The sequence below is a fragment of the Paracidovorax avenae ATCC 19860 genome (assembly GCF_000176855.2).
GTDB classification, from domain to species: domain Bacteria; phylum Pseudomonadota; class Gammaproteobacteria; order Burkholderiales; family Burkholderiaceae_C; genus Paracidovorax; species Paracidovorax avenae.
The window spans coordinates 2,869,826-2,890,394 of record NC_015138.1; the positions used below are offsets into that span (position 1 = coordinate 2,869,826).

Sequence of the window (20,569 nt, forward strand, 5' to 3'; positions counted from 1 at the left end):
AGTCAGGTGAAGGTGTTGAGGCGCGTGCCCAGCGTGCCGAACGTCGCCAGGGCCGGTTCGGCAAACGGCAGCGATTGCAGCAGGGTGGCCTCCAGCGTGCCCGCGGTGGCCAGCGTGGGGTCCAGGGAAGGCAGCGGGTCCAGCAGGCTGTCTTCCAGCGTACCGAAGGGCACGAGGGAGGGGCCGGTGACGGACACGGGCTGCAGCAGGGCCGACACATCGGACTCCTGCACGGCGAGCGAATTCCGGAGGGCCCCCGCGGCGCTGCCGCTGCGGTCCTGGTAGGCAAAGCTGGCCGTGTTCACGATGGATTGGTAGATGGAGACGTCCATGTCAACTCCCGTTGCCGCCGGTATCCGCATTGTGCCCCCGCCGGCGTCCGGGGGCCATGGCCTCTGGCGCTTGGAGGTCCGGGCCCGCAACAGGTTCCGCAAGTGCCGGCGAAATTGACGGGCATCAATATTCCACCGTCCGTCCATACCCCTACTGCGGCCATGCGGCAGAATCCCGCCATGGCCGAACGTGTGATTCCGCTCGTGGACCAGCGCATCGCCGCGCTGCGGCCACGCATGCCCGAAGGACCCTTCGCCGGGCCCGACGGGCACCTGGCCGATGCGCTGGGCCGGCCCCTGCGCGATTTGCGCATCAGTGTCACAGACCGCTGCAATTTCCGCTGCAGCTACTGCATGCCCAAGGAAGTCTTCGGCAAGGACTATCCCTACCTCTCCCACGGCGACCTGCTCAGTTTCGAGGAGATCTCGCGCCTGGCGCGGGTCTTCCTGGCCCACGGCGTGCGCAAGATCCGGCTCACGGGCGGGGAGCCGCTGCTGCGGCGGCACCTGGAGAACCTGGTGGAGCAGCTCGCGGGGCTGCGCACCACCGAGGGGCGTGTGCCCGACCTGACGCTGACCACCAACGGCTCGCTGCTCGCCCGCAAGGCCCGGGCCCTGCGCGATGCGGGGCTGGCGAGGCTCACCGTCAGCCTGGACAGCCTGCAGGACAGCGTCTTCCGCCGCATGAACGACGTGGACTTTCCCGTCGCCGAGGTGCTCTCCGGCATCGAGGCCGCCCAGGCGGCCGGGTTCGAGCGCATCAAGGTCAACATGGTGGTCAAGCGCGGCACCAACGACCACGAGATCGTGCCCATGGCCCGCCATTTCCGGGGCACCGGCATCACGCTGCGCTTCATCGAATACATGGACGTGGGCGCCACGAACGGATGGCGCATGGACGAGGTGTTGCCGTCGGCGCAGGTGATCGACCGGCTCCGGCAGGAACTGCCCCTGGTGCAGCTGCCGCCCGCGGCCCCCGGTGAAACCGCCGAGCGCTGGGGTTATGCCGACGCGCTGGGCCGGCACGATCCTGGCCAGGGAGAAGTGGGGACGATCAGCAGCGTCACCCGCGCGTTCTGCGGCGATTGCAACCGCGCCCGGCTGTCGATGGAAGGCCGGCTCTACCTGTGCCTCTTCGCCACGCAGGGCTGGGACCTGCGCGCGCTGCTGCGCGGCGGGGCCGCCGACCCCGCCCTGGCGGCGGCCATCGCCGGCATCTGGCAGGGCCGTACCGACCGCTATTCCGAACTGCGGGGCAGCCTGCCGCCGGCCACCGGCGCGCCGGCCGCGCGGCGCGTCGAGATGAGCTACATCGGCGGATGAGACACGGGGGGCCAAGGTGATCGGCCGTGCGGACATCGCCGGCATCGTCCTGGCCGGCGGCCAGGGCTCGCGCATGGGCGGGCTGGACAAGGGACTGCAGCCCTTCCGGGGCCGGCCGCTCGCCGCGGTCGCGCTGGAGCGGCTGCGCCCGCAGGCTGCGCCCGGAAAGCTCTCGGTCAGCGCCAACCGCCACCTGGACCGTTACGCCGCACTCGGCGTGCCCGTGCTGGGTGACGCCCTGCCCGGCCATCCCGGGCCCCTGGCCGGCATCCTGGCAGGCCTGCAATGGTGCGGCACGCCCTGGCTGCTGGCCGTCCCCTGCGATACGCCCTGCTTCCCGCCCGACCTTGGCGACCGGCTGGCCGAAGCCGCCATGGCAGCGGGCGCGGACATCGCCATCGCGGCAGCCCCCGAAGCCGTGCCGGCCGGCCCCCCTGCCGCCGGGCCGGCACCGCTGCGCCGGCACCCGGTGGCCTGCCTGCTGCGCGCGGGCCTGCAGGACGACCTGCGGGGCTACCTGGACGGCGGCGGGCGCAAGGTGCTGGACTGGATGGGCCGACACGCCCTGGCCACGGCCACCTTCGACCGGCCGGGAGACGACCCGCACGCCTTCCGCAACGCCAACACCCTGGACGAACTGCACCGCCTGGAAACCGACACGGCATGAACCCGACCGCCCCTGCCCTTTCCGTGTCCGGCGGCCCCTCCGGGCCATCCGGGACGCCGGCCGCGCGCATCGGCCTGCTGGACGCCTCCCATGCAGCGGCCTACAAAGCGCTGCGGGATGCCGCGCTGCTCGCCACACCGGAGGCCTTCACGTCGGACTACGCCAGTGCGGTCGGCAGGCCGGCCGAATCCTATGCGGCACGCTTCGGCACGCCAGGCTCGGGCCTCTTCTTTCTCGGTGCATTCGATGCAGCTTCCGGCGAACTGCTCGGCAGCGTGGGTTGCGAGCGACAGGAGCGCCTGCAGCAGCGGCACTGCGCCCTGGTGATCGCCATGATGGTCGCCCCGCACGCCCAGCGGCGCGGCATCGGCCGGCAACTGCTGCGCGCCTGCATCGAATACGCCATGCAGATGGACGGGCTCGAACTGCTGGAACTGTCGGTGACCGCCGTCAACGGGAACGCCGTGCGGCTCTACGAGAGCGAGGGCTTCCGCCCCTGGGGCCTGTTGCCGGGCGCCATCCGGGTGGCCGGCATCCCCTACGACAAGCTTCACATGTACCGCCTGCTGCCCCGAGCCACATGAGCCCCACGACCTTCCGCCCAGGCGACACGCCACCCCTATCGGCGTCGCCCGCCACGTCCCCGGCAGCCACCGTGGCGCACGACCTGCCCGTGGACGCCGTGCATGCGCGGCTCGCCGCACTCGTCGAACCGGTGCGCGGCATCGAAGAGGTGGGCATCTTCGCCGCGCTCGACCGCATCCTCGCCGAGGACGTCGTCTCGCCCATGGACGTACCTCCGCGCGACAACTCCGCCATGGACGGCTTCGCCTTCGACGGCGCTGCCCTGGTGGACGGGCAGCCGCTGACCCTGCAGGTGGCCGGCACCGTCCTCGCCGGCCACCGTTGGCAGGGGGGCCTCGGGCCGGGCCAGTGCCTGCGCATCATGACCGGCGCAGTGATGCCGCACGGAGCCGACACCGTGGTTCCCCAGGAAGCCATCCTCACCGCGCCCCCCTCGGGCGGGCCGGAGAGCATCACCATTCCCGCGGGCGTGGTCCGCCGGGGCGACCACCGCCGGCGCGCGGGCGAAGACCTGGCGCGCGGCCGGACCGCCCTCGCCAAGGGAACCCGGCTCGCGCCGGCCGCGCTCGGGCTGCTGGCGAGCCTCGGGCAGGACACGGTGCCCGTCGTGCGCCGCCTGCGGGTGGCGGTCTTCTCCACGGGGGACGAGATCCTCAGCCTGGGAACGCCCTGGCGCGAAGGGGCGGTGTACGACAGCAATCGCTACACCCTGTTCGGGCTGCTGGCACGCATGGGCGTGGAGGCCGTCGACCTCGGCGCCGTTCCGGACGAGCCGCAGGCCCTGGAATCCACGCTGCGCGCGGCGGCGGCGGCGGCGCGTGCCGACGCCATCGTCACCAGCGGTGGCGTCAGCACGGGTGTCGCCGACCACACGCGCACGCTGCTCGACCAGCTCGGCCAGGTGGAGTTCTGGCGCATCGCCATGCGGCCGGGCCGCCCGATGGCCGCGGGCCGCATCCCGCGCCCGGAGGGGGCCGCCAGCAGCGAAGCCGGAGCGGACGGCGGCGCCGTGCTGTTCGCGCTGCCCGGCAATCCCGTGGCGGCGATGGTGGCTTTTCTCGTCTTCGTGCGGCCGGCGCTGTGGCGGATGATGGGCTGCGAGCCCATGGCACCGCCCGCGTTGCGCGCCCTCGCGGCCGAACCGCTGCACAAGCGCCCCGGACGCACCGAATACCAGCGCGGCATCGTCTTCCAGGATGCGGACGGCGCCCTGCGCGTGCGCACCACCGGGCCACAGGGCTCCGGACTGCTGAGCTCCATGGTGCAGGCCCACGGGCTCATCCTGCTGCCGCACGCCCGCGGTCCTGTCGCCGTGGGCGAGCCGGTGGACGTGCTGTTGTTTGACGGCATGCTCTGACACGGGCAGGCCCGGGCCGGGCGTACCCTTGCAGCCATCCCCACCGACCGGAAAGCCCCATGCCCTATACCGCCCAGCACCTCGCCGAAGCCCCCACGCGGGAGGACATCGACCGCCTGCAGGGCGCGTCCGTCCTGGAGTTCGGCACGCCCTGGTGCGGCTACTGCCAGCGCGCGCAGCCGCTGATCGAAGCTGCCCTCAAGGACCACGATGCCATACAGCACATCAAGGTCGAGGACGGCCCGGGCCGGCCGCTGGGCCGCAGCTTCGGCGTGAAGCTCTGGCCCACCCTGGTCTTCCTGCGCGACGGCAAGGAGATCGACCGCGTGGTCCGCCCGCAGGACGCGGCGGCCCTGCAGCCGGGCATGCAGGCCATCGCCCATGCGCCGGCCATCAGCATCGGTCCGGCCTGACCCGGCGCCGCAGGTCGGACCGAAGGCCTAGGCCCGTCCCAGGGCCTTGTCCACGCCCTTGTTGGCGAGTGCGTCCGCGCGTTCGTTGCCGGGGTCGCCCGCATGGCCCTTCACCCACCGCCAGTCGATCACATGGCCGCCACCGGCCACCAGGTCATCGAGCCGCTTCCACAGCTCCACGTTCTTCACGGGCTGGCCGGATGCCGTTCGCCAGCCCTTTTTCTTCCACCCCTGGATCCACTCCGTGATGCCCTTGCGCACGTACTGGCTGTCGAGGTAGAGCGTGACCGCGCACGGGCGCTTGAGCGCACCCAGGGCCTCGATCACGGCCAGCAGTTCCATGCGGTTGTTGGTCGTGCCCAGCTCCCCCCCGAACAACTCCTTTTCCAACGCGCCCGAGCGCAGCACCACACCCCAGCCGCCGGGTCCCGGATTGCCCTTGCAGGCCCCGTCGGTATAGATCACAACCTGATTCAAAACTCGCTCGCTTCCTTTGTCGTCATTCATATCTTCCGCTTCTTCACCGGCCGCCCCGTCGCGCGCCGCCGGGCTGCGGCCCAGCGCGCTGCGCCACCGGCACGGTCGCGGCGCGCGCCTGCGGCGCCTGGCCGGTGCGCCAGGACGGCTCCAGCAGGCGCATGCCATGCACGCGCTTGACGGCCACCACCATGTAGGCGGCCCCGAGTATCGGCCACCAGCGCGCCCCCACGGCATCCAGCCATTCGTACCGGTCGAGCCAGCGCGCGCTGCGCACCGCAGGACGGTAGGCACCGAAGCTGATGGTCTCGATTTCGAAGTTCAGCAGCCGCAGCCAGTCGCGCAGCCGCCAGTGGCCGATGAACTCACCCACGTCGGGCAGGTAGAGCTGTCCCCCGGCCCCAAGGCGCTGGTACAGCCGCACGCGGCGCTGGCGCAGGCCCCAGAGGCTCACGGGATTGAGCCCGCTCACCACCAGCCGCCCTTCCGGCATCAGCACCCGGTGTACCTCGCGCAGCGCGGCATGCGGATCCACGCTGAGCTCCAGCGCGTGCGGCAGCAGCACCAGGTCGAGGCTGTTTTCCGGAAACGGCAGCGCCACCGGGTCGGCCAGCAACGCCGCGCGGACGGCGCCGTCCGCCGGTCCGGTTTCGGTCTCGGCCGGCGGCGGCCACAGCAACGCTTCGGCAGCGCCGAGCGCCAGCCAGCGGTGCGGCATGCGGTTGGCCCGCAGCCCCTGCAGGCCGGGCATGCCCAGCTGCAGCGCATGGAAGCCGAACACGTCGGCCACCATCTCGTCGTAGCGCTCCTGCTCCCACGCCAGCAGGTAGCGGCCGGGCGGTGAGTCGAACCAATGGTGCAAACCTATAATTTCGTCGCTCATGAACTTGCTGCCGCTGCCCGCTTTCACCGACAACTACATCTGGATGCTGCATGACGGCCGCTCGGCCGCCGTGGTCGATCCAGGGGAGGCCGGCCCGGTGCTGCAGGCCCTGCAGCGCCATGGCCTGGCACTGCAGGCGATTCTAGTCACGCACCACCACGGCGATCATGTCGGCGGCGTGGCGGCGCTGCGCGAGGCCACCGGCGCACTGGTGTACGGCCCGGCGCGCGAGTCGATCCCGCAGCCGGCGCAGCCGCTGGCCGATGGCGGCACGCTGCAGGTGCTGGGCCTGCAATTCTCGGTGATCGACGTGCCCGGCCACACGGCAGGGCACATCGCCTACTACGCCGCGGACGCCGCGGGCGGCCCGCTGCTCTTCTGCGGCGACACGCTGTTCTCGGGCGGGTGCGGCCGGCTCTTCGAGGGCACGCCCGCCCAGATGCAGCATTCGCTCGACCGGCTCGGCGCGCTGCCGCCGGAGACACGGGTGTGCTGCGCCCACGAATACACACTTTCGAACCTCGCTTTCGCGCGGGCCGTGGAACCCGGCAACACGGCGCTGCTCCAGTACAGCCATGACTGCGAGGCGCTCCGCGCCGCCGGGCAGCCCACCCTGCCCTCGCGGCTCGGCACGGAGCATGCCGTGAACCCCTTCCTGAGGACGCGGGAGCCCGGCGTGGCCCGTGCGGCTCAGGCTTTCGCACCAGGCACCGACACCGCCGACCCGGCCTCGGTGCTGGCGGCGCTGCGCCAGTGGAAAAACGAATTCCGACCGACCTGACCCCATGAAACTCCTGCACATCCTGGGCCTCGCGAGCGTGCTCTGGCTCACCGGCTGCGCGGCGCCCGGCACCCCCGGCAAGGACGCCCCGGCCACCCCCTCCAGCACGACGGGCGGCACCGCGCCCACCCCGCCCACGGCCGGCTCGCCTCCGCTGCGTCCCATCACCGCCGCGGACGCAAGCCACTTCGGCGTGGCCTCGCTGGCCGCGCCCACCGACCTGTGGGACCGCATCCGCCGCGGCTTCGCCATGCCGGACCTTGACCAGGACCTGGTGCGCGACCGCGAGCTCTGGTATGCGAGCCGCCCCGACTACATGCAGCGCATGACCGAGCGCTCCAGCAAGTACCTCTTCCATATCGTGGAGGAACTGGAGTTGCGCGGCATGCCCACCGAATTGGCGCTGCTGCCCTACATCGAGAGCGCCTTCAACCCCATGGCGGTGTCCAGCGCCAAGGCCGTGGGCATGTGGCAGTTCATGCCCGCCACCGGCAGCGACTACCAGCTCAAGCAGAACGCCTTCCGCGACGACCGGCGCGACGTGCTCGCTTCCACCCGCGCGGCGCTGGACTACCTGCAACGGCTCTACGGCATGTTCGGCGACTGGCACCTGGCCCTGGCCGCCTACAACTGGGGCGAAGGCAACGTGAGCCGCGCCATCGCGCGCAACCAGAAGATGGGCCTGGGCACCAGTTACACCGAGCTGAACATGCCGGCAGAAACCCGCCTGTACGTGCCCAAGCTGCAGGCGGTGAAGAACATCGTCGCGCACCCGGAGCGGTTCAACACCGAGCTGCCGCTCATCGAGAACCATCCCTACTTCCAGACGGTGGACATCACCCGCGACATCGACGTTTCGCTGGTGGCCAGCCTGGCGGGCGTGCGCGAGCAGGATTTCCGCGAACTCAATCCCTCGCTGCACAAGCCCATCATCCTCGCGGCCGGCATGCCGCAGATCCTGCTGCCCTGGGACAACGCGCAGGTCTTCCGCAAGAACCTGGAGGCCTACACCGAAGGCCAGTACGCGAGCTGGACGGTCTGGAGCGTGCCGACCACGATGAGCGTGTCGGCGGCGGCGCAGCGCGTCGGCATGAGCGAGGCCGACCTGCGCAACGTGAACAAGATTCCGCCGCGCATGCTCATCAAGGCCGGCTCGGCCCTGATGGTGCCCCGCGGCAACGCGACGCAGGCAGACGTGCCCGGGCAACTGGCCGACAACGGCCAGGTCGCCTTCACTCCCGAGATCGTCACCCGCCGCACCACGGTGCGCGCCGGCAAGCGCGACTCGGTGGCCACCATCGCCCGGCGCTACAAGGTCACCACCGCGGACGTCGCGACCTGGAACGATGTGAAATCCACCGCGTCGTTCAAGGCCGGCGAGGCCGTGGTGGTGTATCTGCCGGTGCGCATGACCTCCGGCGCCTCGGCCAGCAGCGGCAACCGCAGCAGCCGCCAGTCGGCCGCGCCGTCGAAGGGCACTGCGAAGAAGGCTTCGGCGCCCGCGCCGTCCCGCAAGGGCGGGACCCCGTCGCGCGTGAAAAAACGCTGATGGAGCGCTGACGAAGGCGCGCTGGCGGGGCGCCGCCCTGCGCCCGTCAGATCCTCAGGTTGTGCATGCCTACCAGCCCGAGCACGCCGATGAGGATGAGGTAGATCGCCACGATGAAGTTGAGCAGGCGGGGCATCACCAGGATGAGGATGCCGGCGATGAGGGCCACGAGCGGGCCGATGCTGAGGTTCAGTGTCATGGGAGAAGTTTCCTCGGAGAACGGGGTAGAAAGGGGGTAAAGGCTGGATGCAGCCGTCCACAGCGCGGCCGGCCGGTGCCCGGATGCCGATGGCCGGGCAGTGGCCGGAATCTAACGCCGCGCCGTGGCGCAGCGGTGTCGGACCATGGCGCCACTTGGAGTCCTGCCGGCGTTCTCAGGCGTTGAACTTCGCCTTGGCCTTGCGCGCGTATTCATTGGTGTAGGTGCGCCCCAGCTCCACCTTGGAGGCCGCCCATTCCGGCCGCAGCCGCGCCAGCGCGCGCAGGGCCGTGGCGGGGCCGTCGTCGGGCATCATGCCGTCCGGGGAGAAGGTGTCGCGCACCTTGTGGAACGCGGCCATGTAGGCGCTGCGGTCGCCCAGCAGGTCGTCCTGCGGCACCACGCGCATGAGGTCCGCGGCGCTGGCCGTCTGCAGCCACTTGAGCGCATGCACCATGGCATGCACGAGCGCCTGCGACACGGCGGCATTCTGCTGCACGAACGCCCGGGGCGCATACAGGCTGGATGCCGGCATGGTGCCGCCGAAGAGTTCCTGCGACGCCTTGAGGGTGCGCGTGTCGCAGAGCAGCCGCACCTCTCCGTGCTGCTCGAGCACGCTCACCACGGGATCGGCATGGCACAGCGCATGGATGCGGCCCTGCCGGAGCGCGGCCAGCGCGCCGCGGCCCGAGGCGCCCACGCCCACGAAGGAGATGTACTCCAGCGACGCACCATTCTGCGACAGGGCCAGCTGTGCCAGCATGTGCGTGGACGAGCCGGCCGCCGTGACCCCCACCCGCAGGCCCTTGAAGCTCTGCACGCTCCGCATGGGCCAGCCGCGCGTGGAGGCAGCGAACGCCAGTTGCGGGGCCCGACCCAGCAACACCAGGGCGCAGTCATCGTGCCCGTGCAATTGCCGGCGCAGCGTATGGTCGTAGCCCCCGCAGCACACATCCGCAGCGCCCTGCTGCACCGCCTGCAGCGCGAGCGCGCCCCCGGCGTAGTCCTGGATGACCACGTCCAGGCCCTCTGCACGGAAGAAGCCCAGCTGCCATGCCACGGTGAGGGGCAGGTAGTAGAGCAGGCCTGCACCGCCCACGGCCACGCGCACCTGCCCCCGGGATGCCACGCCGAACTGAGGCACCAGTGCCTGCGCACCACCACCTGCCAGACCTGCCAGGGGCAGGGACAGGGCCATGGCGCCCAGGCGGCGGCGGCTGAAGGACGGCGGAGTCATGGAAGGGAGCGGGATTTATGCTGCACTGCAGCAATCGTGCCCGAAAAGCGCCCGGCCAGTACTGGGGAGAATCCCTGTAAACCGCAAGGAAACGCAATAAACCGAAGCCGGCGCGGGCCCGGCGGCCGGTACCCGCGGTACCGCGCCCTGCCCGCGAGCCCAGGTCAGCGGTAGCCGAGGAAGAAAATGGCCGCGTTGACCGCGAAGGCCCCGAGCCAGACGGCGCTGCGGATGGTGGGCATGTCGGAGACGTACATCAGCACATAGAACATCCGCAGCATCACGAACGCCAGGGCCAGCAGGTCCAGCAAGGTCTGCGCGGCACCGAGCTGGTGCGCGACGATCACCGCGCCGATGAAGAACGGCAGGCACTCGAAGGTATTGGCCTGCGCTGCGAGCGCCCGGGCGCGCCAGTCGGTCTGCCGCGCAGCCCAGCCGCGCGGATCGCGGTTGTCCGCAGCCCTGAATCCGCCGCGCTTGGCGAGCATGGCACAGGCGATCGGCATGAGCGCCATCGCGAAAACGCACCAGTACGCCACGGTGAAGCGGGCGATGTGCAGGGAATTCATGTCGATCTTCCAGAAAGCCTGGCGCAGTCCGGGCTACCGCCGGTCCACGAGGGCATGGGCAATGGTGCCCAGGTCCACGTATTCCAGTTCGCTGCCCACCGGCACGCCGCGCGCCAGGCGCGTCACGTGCATGCCGCGCGCCTTGAGCGTTTCGCTGAGGGCATGCGCGGTCGCCTCGCCCTCGGCCGTGAAATTGGTGGCGAGGATGACTTCCTGGACCACGCCGTCGCCGGCACGTTCCAGCAGCTTGCCGAAACCGATGTCCTTCGGGCCGATGCCGTCCAGCGGCGACAGCTTGCCCATCAGCACGAAGTACAGCCCCCGGAAGGCGCCGGTGCGCTCGAGCGCGGCCTGGTCCGCAGGCGTCTCCACCACCGCCAGCCGCGAGGCGTCGCGCGACGGATCGAGGCAGGTCGAGCAGACCTCGCCCTCGGTGAAGGTATGGCAGCGCGCGCAGTGCCGCACCGACTGTGCGGCGTCGTGCAGCGCGCGCGACAGCACTTCGGCGCCCTGCCGGTCGTGCTGCAGCAGGTGGAACGCCATGCGCTGGGCCGACTTCACGCCCACCCCCGGCAGGCGCCGCAGCGCCTGCACGAGGGCGTCGAGCGAATGCATGTCGGAGCCGGACGCCATGGCGGGCACGGCGCCGGTCAGAACGGGAACTTCATGCCGGGCGGCATGCCGGGCATGCCCGCGGTCAGCTTGCCCATCTTCTCCTGCGAGGTTTCCTCGGCCTTGCGCACTGCGGCATTGAAGGCGGCGGCCACCAGGTCTTCCAGCATGTCCTTGTCGTCCGACAGCAGGCTCGGGTCGATGGTGACGCGCTTCACGTCGTGCTTGCAGGTCATCAGCACCTTGACGAGGCCGGCGCCGGACTCGCCCTCGACCTCGATCAGGGCGAGTTCGTCCTGGGCCTTCTTCAGGTTGTCCTGCATGGCCTGGGCCTGCTTCATGAGGCCGGCGAGTTGTCCTTTGTTGAACATGGGGTTCCTTTTCTCTGGGGGTCGAAGACGAAAGCGAAAAATCAGGCGAGGCCGGCGGGACGGCGCGCCGGGCGGCGAGCCCGGAGGGTGCGGAGCACCATGCAACCGTTCATGCGGGCCTTCATGCGGGTTTGATGCTGCCAGGGACGATTCTCGCCCCGAAGTCCCGCACCAGCGCCTGCACGTAGGGATCGTTTTCCACGATCTCCTGCGCACGCCGCTGGCGCTCCGCGGCCGCATGGGCATTGCGCCGCGCAGGGCTGTCGATGACGGCGCCCACCTCCACGCTGATCTGGCGAACGAAGCCGGCCGCCTCCAGCGCGGCGCGCAGGCGCTCGCGGGCCGTGGGCTGGTTGAGCGACTCGCGCTCCACGCGCAGCAGCCAATGGTCGGCATCGCGGGCCACCAGCTGGGACTGCAGGGCGAGTTCGCGCACCAGCGCATTGATGGCCTCGGCCGCAACGAGCTGCATCACGGTGGCATGCCAGACATCGCCCTCTTCCGTCGGCGTGTAGCGGGCCGAGGCCGGCAGGGCGCCGGGCACGGCCGCCGGCTGCAGCCGCATGCCGGGCTCGGGGGCGACCCGCACCGGAATGGCCACGAAGTCCGGGGGGCTCACGGCAGGTGGCGCCGCCTCTGCGGGGCGGTGCACCTGCAGGTCGGCCGGCGTCCTGACCGGCAGGCGCACGGCCGCCGCCACGGCGGTGCCGGACGACGGCTCCTGCACGGGGGCCGGTGCCGCCGTGGAAGCGAGCTCGGCTGTCTGGGGGGCATCGTCCGCCCAGGAGGCATCGCCGGAAGATGGCTCCTGCGGCGCGGGGGAAAGCGGTGCGGGCCCGGGCGCGTGCGCTTCGGCAGGCCGGGTTTCCGGCCCGGGCAGTGCGGCGGCGGGCTCCACAGGCGCGGAGGCTGCCACGGATGCGGGAATGGACGGTGCAGGTTCCGCGGCGGATGCCGACGCAGTCTCAGGTGCCGGAGGCTGCGCCTGGGGCGGTTTCAGTGTTTTTTTTTCCGCTGGGGGCGTTCCACCCTCTGCCGCAGGCTTGAAGGCCAGCAGCCGCAGCAGCGCCATGGTGAGGGCCGCGTACTCGTCGGGCGCGAGGCCCAGTTCCGTGCGTCCGTGCAGGCAGATGCTGTAGAGCAGTTGCGTCTCGTCGGCAGGCAGCGTGCCGGCCAGCCGCGCGATTTCGGAAGCCTCCGGATCGGCGGGATCCACCGCATCGGCCATCTGCGGCACGGCCTGGAATACCGCCATGCGCTGCAGCACGGCGCTCATTTCCTCGAGCGTGGAGGCGGCGGACAGCCCGTGCATGCGCAGGGACTCGGAAGTCTCCACTACCGTGCGGCCGTCGCCGCTCGCCAGCGCGTCGATGAGGCGGAACACGTAACTGCGGTCCACGCTGCCCAGCATCTGGCGCACGCCGGCTTCCTGGAGCTGGCCGCTGCCGAAGGCGATGGCCTGGTCGGTGAGCGACAGCGCATCGCGCATGGAGCCGCGCGCCGCACGCGCCAGCAGCCGCAGCGCCTGCGGCTCGGCCGGCACGCTTTCCTGGGCCAGAACGCGGGTGAGGTGCTCCAGCACGGTTTCCGGCGCCATGGGCCGCAGGTTGAACTGCAGGCAGCGGCTGAGCACGGTGACCGGCACCTTCTGCGGGTCGGTCGTGGCCAGCACGAACTTCAGGTATTCGGGCGGCTCCTCCAGCGTCTTGAGCATCGCGTTGAACGCGGTGTTCGTGAGCATGTGGACCTCATCGATCATGAAGACCTTGAAGCGGCCCTGCACGGGCTTGTACACGGCCTGCTCCAGCAGGCCCTGCACCTCGTCCACGCCGCGGTTGGAGGCGGCATCGAGCTCGGTGTAATCGACAAAGCGGCCGGCATCGATGTCCCGGCATGCCTGGCATACGCCGCAGGGCGTGGCGGTGATGCCGCCCTGCCCGTCCTCGCCCTGGCAGTTGAGCGACTTGGCCAGGATGCGCGACACCGTGGTCTTGCCCACCCCCCGCGTGCCGGTGAAAAGGTACGCATGGTGCAGGCGCTGCTGGATGAGCGCATTCGAGAGCGCCTGCACCACATGTTCCTGCCCGACCATCTCCGAGAAGGTCTTGGGGCGGTATTTGCGGGCGAGCACGAGATAGGACATCCGCGGGATTCTACGGGGGTCGCCAGCCCCTGTAGGGCGCGCGGCGCCGCTAACATTTGGTGACAGGGTACTGCCGGGCATTTCCGCAACGGCCACCCGCTCCGGGAAAAGAGACCATCATGGAAAGAAACACGCCTTGGCTCGCCCGCATGGGCATCGCACGCCGCCTGGGCCTGCTGATCGGCTGCGCCCTGCTGGGCATCGCGCTGATCACCGCCGTGCTGCTGGCCTCCGAACGGACACTCATCATGGAGGAGCGCCAGGCCGGCGTACGGCAGACGGTGGAAGTCGCCCACAGCCTGGTCGCCCGCTACCATGCCCTCGCCGCGGAGGGCAAGGTCACCGACACCCAGGCCCGGCAGATGGCCATGGACGCCCTGCGCGCCATGCGTTACAGCGGCAGCGAGTACCTGTGGATCAACGACATGGGGCCGGTCATGCTCATGCACCCCATCCGTCCCGAGCTGGAAGGCAAGAACCTGGCGGCAAACCAGGATCCGACCGGCAAGCACCTGTTCGTGGCCTTCGTGGACATGGTCCGGCAAAGCGGCGCGGGCTTCGTGCCCTACCTGTGGCCCAAGCCGGGCGCCACGGAGCCGGTGCCGAAAATATCGTACGTCAAGGGCTTCGCCCCCTGGGGCTGGGTGATCGGCTCCGGCGTGTACGTGGACACGGTCGCCGCCACGGTGAATGCACGCATCCTGCGCTTCGGCATGGGCGCGCTGGTGCTGGCCGGACTGCTGCTGGCGCTGGGCCTGCTGATCGCCCGCAGTCTGGTGCGCGAACTCGGCGGCGAGCCGGGCGAAGCCCTGCGCATCAGCGAGGCCATCGCGCAGGGCCACCTCGCCCAGCCGATCGCCCTCAAGCCGGGCGACCAGTCCAGCGTGCTGCACGGACTGGAGCGCATGCGCCAGAGCATCGCCCACATCGTGGCCGAGGTGCGCTCCGGCACCCAGTCGATTAACACCGCATCGGCCGAGATCGCGGCCGGCAACAACGACCTGTCCGCCCGCACCGAGCAGCAGGCCGGGGCCCTGCAGCAGACGGCCGCCTCGATGGAGCAGCTCGCCAGCACCGTGCGCCACAACGCCGACAACGCCCGCCACGCGGCGCAACTGGCGGGCTCCACGTCCGAGGTGGCGCAGCGCGGGGGCGCGATGGTCGGGCAGATGGTCAGCACCATGGGCGCGGTGACCGATTCCTCCCGGCGCATCGTGGACATCATCGGCGTGATCGACGGCATCGCGTTCCAGACCAATATCCTGGCGCTCAACGCGGCCGTGGAAGCGGCGCGCGCGGGCGAGCAGGGCCGCGGTTTCGCGGTGGTCGCCAGCGAGGTGCGCAGCCTGGCCCAGCGCTCGGCATCGGCCGCGAAGGAGATCAAGCAGCTGATCGACACCTCGGTGCAGCAGGTGGGCGAAAGCTCCCGCCTGGTGAACCAGGCCGGCACGACCATGGGCGAGGTGGTGGAGAGCGTGCAGCAGGTGGCACGCCTGATCCAGGAGATCGCCTCCGCCAACCAGGAGCAGGCCGCCGGCATCGACCAGGTGAACCAGGCCGTGACCCACATGGACCAGGCCACCCAGCAGAACGCCGCGCTGGTGGAACAGGCCACCGCAGCGGCCCAGTCACTAACCACCCAGGCCTCGCGGCTGGAGCAATTGGTGGGTGTTTTCCGGATCACGGCACCGGTGGACGGGAATTTGCCCGGAGACGTCCCCGGCATTGGGTACAATCCGACGTGACGGGCCTCCCCGCATGGGGAAGCGGCCAACCGGGTCAGGTGGGGAACCAAGCAGCCCTAACCGTGGAGCCAGTGCCGGGGGTAAGGCTCGTCAACTTCATTCCGCGCCAGTGCGCGCCCCTCATGCCTGCAGCCATTGCAGAACGCCCTGCCCCGCCACCGCGCCGGTGGCCATGCAGGCGGTGAGCAGGTAGCCCCCTGTCGGGGCTTCCCAGTCCAGCATCTCTCCCGCACAGAAAACGCCCGGCCAGGTCGCCAGCATGCCGTGGGCGTCCATCGCCTCGAAGGCCACGCCCCCGGCCGTGCTGATGGCCTCGTCCAGCGGCCGGCAGGCCACCGCGGTCACCGGCACCGCCTTGATCGCGTGCGCCAGGGCCCGGGCATCCTGCATGCCCTCCTTGCCCAGCTGTTCATAGAGCACCGCGGCCTTGATGCCGTCGAGGCCGAGGCGGCTCTTGAGGTGGCTGCTGAGGCTCCGCGAGCCGCGCGGATGCCGCACGTCCTTTTCCACGCGCTCGGGCGTGTGGTCCGGCAGCAGGTCCAGGTGGAAGGTGGCATGCCCATGGGCGGCGATCTCATCGCGCAGCAGGGCGGATGCCGCATACACGAGGCTGCCCTCCACACCGGACGCGGTGGCCACGAACTCGCCGCGGCGGTGGAAAGACCGTCCCTGGCTGTCGGTGAAATGCAGGGCCACCGACTTGAACGGCTGCCCGGCGAAGCGCTCGGCGAAGTGCGGCGTCCATCCCACCGGCGGAGCGCCACGCCCCAGGAGCGCCTGCAGGAACTCGCGCCGGCTGGCGTCGGCCGGTGCGCCGGGGCCCAGCACATCGAAGCCGCAGTTCGCAGGCCGCAGCGGCGCCACCGCCACGCCCCGGGCCTCCAGCCACGGTACCCAGGCCCCGTCGGAGCCCAGGCGCTGCCAGCTTGCGCCGCCCAGCGCCAGCACCGCAGCGCAGGCATGTACCTGCACTTCGCCCGCGGGTGCAGCGAAGCGCAGCGCGACCGGCCCGGGCGCGGAGCCGGCGGCAGCTGCGACTTCCGGGGCGCCCTCGGAGCCGAGCCAGCGGTGCCGCATGTGGAACTGCACGCCCATGCCGCGCAGCCGGTGCAGCCAGGCCCGCAGCAGCGGCGCGGCCTTCATGTCCACCGGGAAGACGCGGCCGGAGGTGCCGACGAAGGTCTCCACGCCCAGCGCCCGCGCCCAGTCGCGCAGGGCGTCGGGACCGAAGGCGCGCAGCCCGGCCTCCAGGGTACCGGCGCGGTCGCCATAGCGCTCCAGGAAAGGGCCGAACGGCTCGGAGTGCGTGAGGTTGAGCCCGCCCTTGCCTGCCAGCAGGAACTTGCGTCCCACCGAAGGCATGGCGTCGAACACATGCACGGACAGGCCGCGCGCGGCCATCACCTCGGCCGCCATCAGGCCCGACGGCCCGCCGCCGACCACGGCCACATCACAGGTCGGAAGGCCGGTGGCCGGCAGGGAAGCGGAAGAAGACGACATGGCGGTGCGGACAGTGGGCGTGGGGTGGAAGGGAACGGGCGGGTATCAATCGAACAGCGAGCCCTGCACGGGCTTGGGCCCCGGTGGAGGCGGCGCGGCGGCCGCGGGCGACGGGCCGGCCGCCGGGGTGGGCGATGGTAAGGGCTGCGCGGGCGCCGGCACGCCCCGGGCGGAAGAATCCACCTCCACCATGCGGCCATCGCCGGTCAGGAAGGCCGCGCGCACGGGCTCTCCGGGGAACTGGCCCTGCACGGCCTGGCGGTAGCGGCGCATCTGCTCCACCAGTTCCGCCTGCCGCTCGGGGTTCGCCGCGCTCTTGTAGTCCAGCACCCACCATTCTCCGCGCCCGCCGGTGGAGCGGCGCACGAGCCGGTCGATGCGCAGGGTCTGTCCGCGGTGGACGATGGGAGCTTCGTCCATGGCCAGTTCGATGTCGGCGCTGTTCCAGGCCCAGGCGCCCTCGCCCTGCAGGATGCGGGCCGCCATCACCGCGGCGCGTTCGGCCAGTTCGGGAGGCAGTTCGAAATCCCGGGCCAGCTGCAGCAGGCGCGCGCGCGGCCAGCCGGCAGAGCTTCCCGCGGCCCCGCCGCGCAGCCTGCCCGCCAGTCCCGCCTGCTCCAGCAGCTGGTGCATGGCCTCGCCCTGCCGGGATGCCGGCGTGGAGGGCGCACGGCGTTCCCGGGGGAGCCCGGCAACCGCCGCTCCGGCTTCGGCCTGTGCACCGGCCTCTGCCTCTGCCCCGGGCGGTGGCCCCATCGGCAGCGGCGGGGCGTCCTGCCAGCCGGGCAGTTCCGGCAACTGCGCATCCACCACGGCGCGCAGTCCGTCCTCCGCGCCGCCCGCCGGTCCGGAGAGGTCCTGCGGCACGTCGGCCGCCAGGGGTGCGACCCGGTTCCACCAGCTGCCCGGTGCGGATTGCGACGCGCGCACGCACGACAGCGCCAGGCAGTGGCGCGCGCGCGTCATGGCCACGTACAGGGTATTGATCTCCTCGCGCTGGCGCTCCGCCTGCTCGGCGGCCAGCGCATCGGCAGCGCTCGGCGGGGGCGACGCCTCGCTCGCGAGGAACACGAAGCGGCGCGGGGCCGGCAGTTCGCCGGGCCAGTCCACCAGCACGCCCATGGTCTCGGCCTTCTGGGCGCGGCCATCGGTGTCCAGCAGCAGCACGGCGTCCGCCTCCAGCCCCTTCGCACCGTGGATGGTCAGCAGGCGCACGGCATCCGCGTCCACGCGGCCCGGCGCCCGCTGTCCCGGCCGCTTCAGGGCGCGCACGAAGGCATAGGGCGTCAGGTAGCGGCCACCGTCCTGCTGCAGCGCCGCCGACAGCAGTGCGCGCAGGTTCGCCAGCACGCCGGACCGCAGCGGCGCGGGGGAAGCGGCCGCATACCGGGCCAGCACGTCGCGGTGCCGGTAGATCGCGTCCAGTGCATCGTGGGGCGGCCATTGCTCCACCCAGTGGCGGTAGAGCCGCAAATCGTGCGACAGGCCGGGCATCTCGGCGTCCAGCAGGGCCCGGTCCGCCAGCAGTTCCAGCCATCCCGGCACGCCGCCCTCCTGCAGTCCGCGGGCCGCGCCGCGCTCCGCGTCCCGGCGGGCCACCGCCACGCGCACCAGCAATGCATCGTCCATGCCGAACAAGGGAGAACGCAGGGCGCGGGCCAGGGACAGATCGTGCCCCGGAGAGACCAGCACATCCAGCAGGGCCACCACATCCTGTACTTCCGGGGCCTCGCACAGTTCCACCTTCTCGGGCTGCACGCACGGCAGGTGCAGGTCGCGCAGGGCATCCTGCAGGGCCGACAGGCGGTCGCGCTTGCGCGCCAGCACCATGATCTGCCTCGCCGGCACGCCGGCTGCGATCTGGCCGGCCACCCAGCGGGCAGCCTGCTGGCACTCGCGCATGCGCAGGGTCTCTTCCGCCTCGTGGCGGGGCTGGACCAGGCTGTCGCGCCAGGCCAGCCGGTCGGGCCGGGCATCCGGCCCCCCGGCCTCGTTTTCGTCATCGTCCGCGGCGTCTTCGATCGGCGGCAGGCGCAGCAGCCCCCCCGCGTCCCGCGATTCGGTCGTATGGTCGCGGAAGCCCGCGTAGTCGCCCTGAGCCTGGGCAGCGCCCATGACGGCATTGACCGCGGCGATCACTTCCGGGGCATTGCGGCGCGTGTGGTCGCAGGCCAGCAGGTCGCCGCCCATGCCCTGGCGCACGAAAGCCTGCGCCGCACGGAACACCTGGGGTTCGGCGCGGCGGAAGCGGTAGATGCTCTGCTTGGGGTCGCCCACGATGAACACGCTGGGCGGATGCTGCCCTCCTCCGGTGCCCACGTAGCTGGCGAGCCAGGCATGCAGCGCCTGCCACTGCAGCGGGTTGGTGTCCTGGAATTCGTCGATCAGCAGATGGCGAACGCGCGCGTCCAGGCGCTCCTGCACCCAGCCGCTGAGCACGGGGTCGGACAGCATCACCAGCGCGGTGCGCTCCACGTCGTTCATGTCCACCCAGCCCCGGTCGCGCTTGAGCGCGCCGAACGCCGCCACCAGCGCCCGGGTCAGCCGCGCCATGCGCTGCTGGTGCAGCCATGCCTCGTGCTGGCGCCGCGCGAGGCACAGGGCCTGCAGCTCCCGCTCTGCCTCCTGCGCCGCGGCGAATTTCTCGAGATGGCGGGTGAGCCGGTCCTCCCTGGCGACGAAGAGCGCGCCCCGCAGCGCCTCCAGCCGCTCCTCCAGGTCCGTTGTGTCGCAGAACGCCGTGACGATGGCGTCCGCGGCCTTCTGCGGCGTCTTTCCGGACTCCGAGCCCAGCGCCGCGGCCCAGGCCAGCCAGCGTGCGCGGCAGTCCTCGGCCGCGAGTGCCTGTGCGGGATGCTCCAGGCCCGCCCACTGCGGGGACTGCGCATGGAACGGCGGGACCGAGGCATCGACCACGCCGCCCTCTTCCGCCAGTTCGAACTCCACGCGCTTGGACAGGGCCGACTCCAGCGCCTTGCGGGTCTGGGAGCGGCCATGCAGGGACACGGAATCGGCGAAATCCCCCCCCAGGCCGGCATCGGCGGCCACCTGCTGCAGGAACAGCGGCCACACCCGGCGCACGGCCTCGGCATCGTCTTCCAGCAGCTCGTAATGCAGCGGCAGCCCGCGCGATTGCAGCACCGCCAGCGGCGCGGTACCGAGCAGCGCGGCGAACCAGCTGTGGAAGGTGCGGATCTGCACCGGCCGACCCGCGCCCAGCACCTGCAGGAACAGGCCCTGCAGGCGCGCGCAGGCTTCTTCCGTGGCCTGCTCCGCCGGAATGCCGCGGGCCTGCAGTTCCCCCCGCAGCGCCGGCAGCGGCGTGCGGGAGAAAGCCTCCAGCCACTCCAGCAGGCGCTGCCGCATCTCGCCCGCGGCCTTCTTGGTGAACGTGATCGCAAGGATCTCGTGCGGCTCGCAGCCCTCCAGCAGCGCACGCAGAATGCGGGACACCAGCATCCACGTCTTGCCCGCGCCCGCGCAGGCCTCCACCGCCACGCTGCGGGCAGGATCGCAGGCAATGGCGTAGAAAGCCTCCCGCTCCACGGGCTGGCCGTTGTGTTCATAGGCGGCCTGCACACGCATCTCCATCATGGGTGTTCATCACTGCGGCAATCGCCAACGCCAGCGGCGCTTGAGACCGGCGCGACCCAGGCCAGCAGACGCCGCGCAAGGGCCGCCCCGCCGCGCTGGCGTCGTCCTCCTGCCCGCGAAGCGCAGCGTAGCGAGAGCGGGGGCTGAGGGCCGCGGCTCCGAGCCTGCCGGCGCAGGGTCGGACGTGTCCGAAGGGCTGTCGCCTCTGGCGGCTGCACGGAGGCGCGCAGCG

The 20,569-nt window shown here is 71.2% G+C and carries 19 protein-coding genes and 1 other RNA gene; 9 read left to right on the forward strand and 11 right to left on the reverse strand.

Going from position 1 to position 20,569, the window contains the following annotated elements; genetic code table 11:
* Positions 1-2: 2 nt before the first annotated feature.
* Entirely contained in the window at positions 3-332 is a 330-nt protein-coding gene (locus ACAV_RS12590) for a hypothetical protein (RefSeq protein WP_013594958.1), read from the reverse strand.
* A gap of 180 nt (positions 333-512) precedes the next feature.
* Between ACAV_RS12590 and moaA the strand changes: the two genes are divergently transcribed.
* The 5 genes from moaA to ACAV_RS12615 are packed head-to-tail and all read left to right on the forward strand — an operon-like array spanning position 513 to position 4,677.
* Complete coding sequence (gene moaA / locus ACAV_RS12595) at positions 513-1,655, forward strand: GTP 3',8-cyclase MoaA (protein ID WP_041829202.1); 1,143 nt, start codon at positions 513-515, stop codon at positions 1,653-1,655.
* 16 nt (positions 1,656-1,671) lie between these two features.
* Complete coding sequence (mobA, locus tag ACAV_RS12600; RefSeq protein ID WP_013594960.1) at positions 1,672-2,322, forward strand: molybdenum cofactor guanylyltransferase MobA; 651 nt, start codon at positions 1,672-1,674, stop codon at positions 2,320-2,322.
* Entirely contained in the window at positions 2,319-2,906 is a 588-nt protein-coding gene (locus tag ACAV_RS12605; RefSeq protein ID WP_013594961.1) for a GNAT family N-acetyltransferase, read from the forward strand. The genes mobA and ACAV_RS12605 overlap by 4 nt, the downstream gene beginning before the upstream one ends.
* Positions 2,903-4,264 carry a molybdopterin molybdotransferase MoeA gene (gene moeA / locus ACAV_RS12610; protein WP_013594962.1) on the forward strand — a complete coding sequence of 454 codons (1,362 nt, stop codon included), beginning with the start codon at positions 2,903-2,905 and terminating at the stop codon, positions 4,262-4,264. Before ACAV_RS12605 ends, moeA begins: the two co-directional genes overlap by 4 nt.
* A 59-nt stretch (positions 4,265-4,323) precedes the next feature.
* A complete protein-coding gene (locus ACAV_RS12615; protein ID WP_013594963.1) occupies positions 4,324-4,677 on the forward strand; it encodes a thioredoxin family protein in 354 nt (117 codons plus the stop codon).
* A gap of 27 nt (positions 4,678-4,704) precedes the next feature.
* Here ACAV_RS12615 and rnhA read toward each other — a convergent pair whose 3' ends face one another.
* The gene (rnhA, locus tag ACAV_RS12620) at positions 4,705-5,154 is read right to left on the reverse strand and encodes a ribonuclease HI (RefSeq protein WP_011795749.1); all 450 of its coding nucleotides are present in this window, start codon (positions 5,152-5,154) and stop codon (positions 4,705-4,707) included.
* Positions 5,155-5,197: 43 nt separating this feature from the next.
* Complete coding sequence (locus ACAV_RS12625; RefSeq protein WP_013594964.1) at positions 5,198-6,037, reverse strand: class I SAM-dependent methyltransferase; 840 nt, start codon at positions 6,035-6,037, stop codon at positions 5,198-5,200.
* On the opposite strand from ACAV_RS12625, the gene gloB reads away from it, so the two are divergent.
* Both gloB and ACAV_RS12635 read left to right on the forward strand, forming a co-directional pair.
* Positions 6,036-6,818 (forward strand): hydroxyacylglutathione hydrolase, encoded by a 783-nt coding sequence (gloB, locus tag ACAV_RS12630; RefSeq protein ID WP_041828762.1) that lies wholly within the window; start codon positions 6,036-6,038, stop codon positions 6,816-6,818. The two genes, ACAV_RS12625 and gloB, sit on opposite strands and share 2 nt — an antisense overlap.
* 4 nt (positions 6,819-6,822) lie before the next feature.
* Positions 6,823-8,367 (forward strand): transglycosylase SLT domain-containing protein, encoded by a 1,545-nt coding sequence (locus ACAV_RS12635; RefSeq protein ID WP_013594966.1) that lies wholly within the window; start codon positions 6,823-6,825, stop codon positions 8,365-8,367.
* Between the two features lie 46 nt (positions 8,368-8,413).
* Here the strand turns inward: ACAV_RS12635 and ACAV_RS24125 are convergent, their stop codons facing one another.
* The 6 genes from ACAV_RS24125 to dnaX all read right to left on the reverse strand — a co-directional run bounded on the left by ACAV_RS24125 (position 8,414) and on the right by dnaX (position 13,498).
* Positions 8,414-8,566, reverse strand: a complete 153-nt coding sequence (locus ACAV_RS24125) for a DUF3096 domain-containing protein (RefSeq protein ID WP_013594967.1) — start codon at positions 8,564-8,566, stop codon at positions 8,414-8,416.
* 175 nt (positions 8,567-8,741) lie between these two features.
* Positions 8,742-9,803, reverse strand: a complete 1,062-nt coding sequence (locus ACAV_RS12640) for an ABC transporter substrate-binding protein (protein WP_013594968.1) — start codon at positions 9,801-9,803, stop codon at positions 8,742-8,744.
* Between the two features lie 164 nt (positions 9,804-9,967).
* Complete coding sequence (locus ACAV_RS12645; RefSeq protein WP_013594969.1) at positions 9,968-10,372, reverse strand: MAPEG family protein; 405 nt, start codon at positions 10,370-10,372, stop codon at positions 9,968-9,970.
* Positions 10,373-10,405: 33 nt separating this feature from the next.
* The gene (gene recR, locus ACAV_RS12650) at positions 10,406-11,005 is read right to left on the reverse strand and encodes a recombination mediator RecR (protein WP_013594970.1); all 600 of its coding nucleotides are present in this window, start codon (positions 11,003-11,005) and stop codon (positions 10,406-10,408) included.
* 17 nt (positions 11,006-11,022) lie between these two features.
* Complete coding sequence (locus ACAV_RS12655) at positions 11,023-11,355, reverse strand: YbaB/EbfC family nucleoid-associated protein (RefSeq protein WP_011795741.1); 333 nt, start codon at positions 11,353-11,355, stop codon at positions 11,023-11,025.
* 121 nt (positions 11,356-11,476) lie between these two features.
* Positions 11,477-13,498: a DNA polymerase III subunit gamma/tau gene (gene dnaX / locus ACAV_RS12660; protein WP_013594971.1), complete on the reverse strand. Its 2,022-nt coding sequence runs from the start codon at positions 13,496-13,498 to the stop codon at positions 11,477-11,479.
* A 119-nt stretch (positions 13,499-13,617) separates the two neighbouring features.
* On the opposite strand from dnaX, the gene ACAV_RS12665 reads away from it, so the two are divergent.
* Together ACAV_RS12665 and ffs are read left to right on the forward strand one after the other, a co-directional pair.
* On the forward strand, positions 13,618-15,243 hold the full coding sequence (locus ACAV_RS12665; RefSeq protein WP_013594972.1) for a methyl-accepting chemotaxis protein: 1,626 nt from the start codon (positions 13,618-13,620) through the stop codon (positions 15,241-15,243).
* An RNA gene (ffs, locus tag ACAV_RS23905) (signal recognition particle sRNA small type) lies at positions 15,242-15,338 on the forward strand. The genes ACAV_RS12665 and ffs overlap by 2 nt, the downstream gene beginning before the upstream one ends.
* 25 nt (positions 15,339-15,363) lie before the next feature.
* Here ffs and ACAV_RS12670 read toward each other — a convergent pair.
* A complete protein-coding gene (locus ACAV_RS12670; RefSeq protein ID WP_013594973.1) occupies positions 15,364-16,743 on the reverse strand; it encodes a TIGR03862 family flavoprotein in 1,380 nt (459 codons plus the stop codon).
* 45 nt (positions 16,744-16,788) lie between these two features.
* Positions 16,789-20,337: a UvrD-helicase domain-containing protein gene (locus tag ACAV_RS12675; protein ID WP_013594974.1), complete on the reverse strand. Its 3,549-nt coding sequence runs from the start codon at positions 20,335-20,337 to the stop codon at positions 16,789-16,791.
* Between the last annotated feature and the right edge of the window lie 232 nt (positions 20,338-20,569).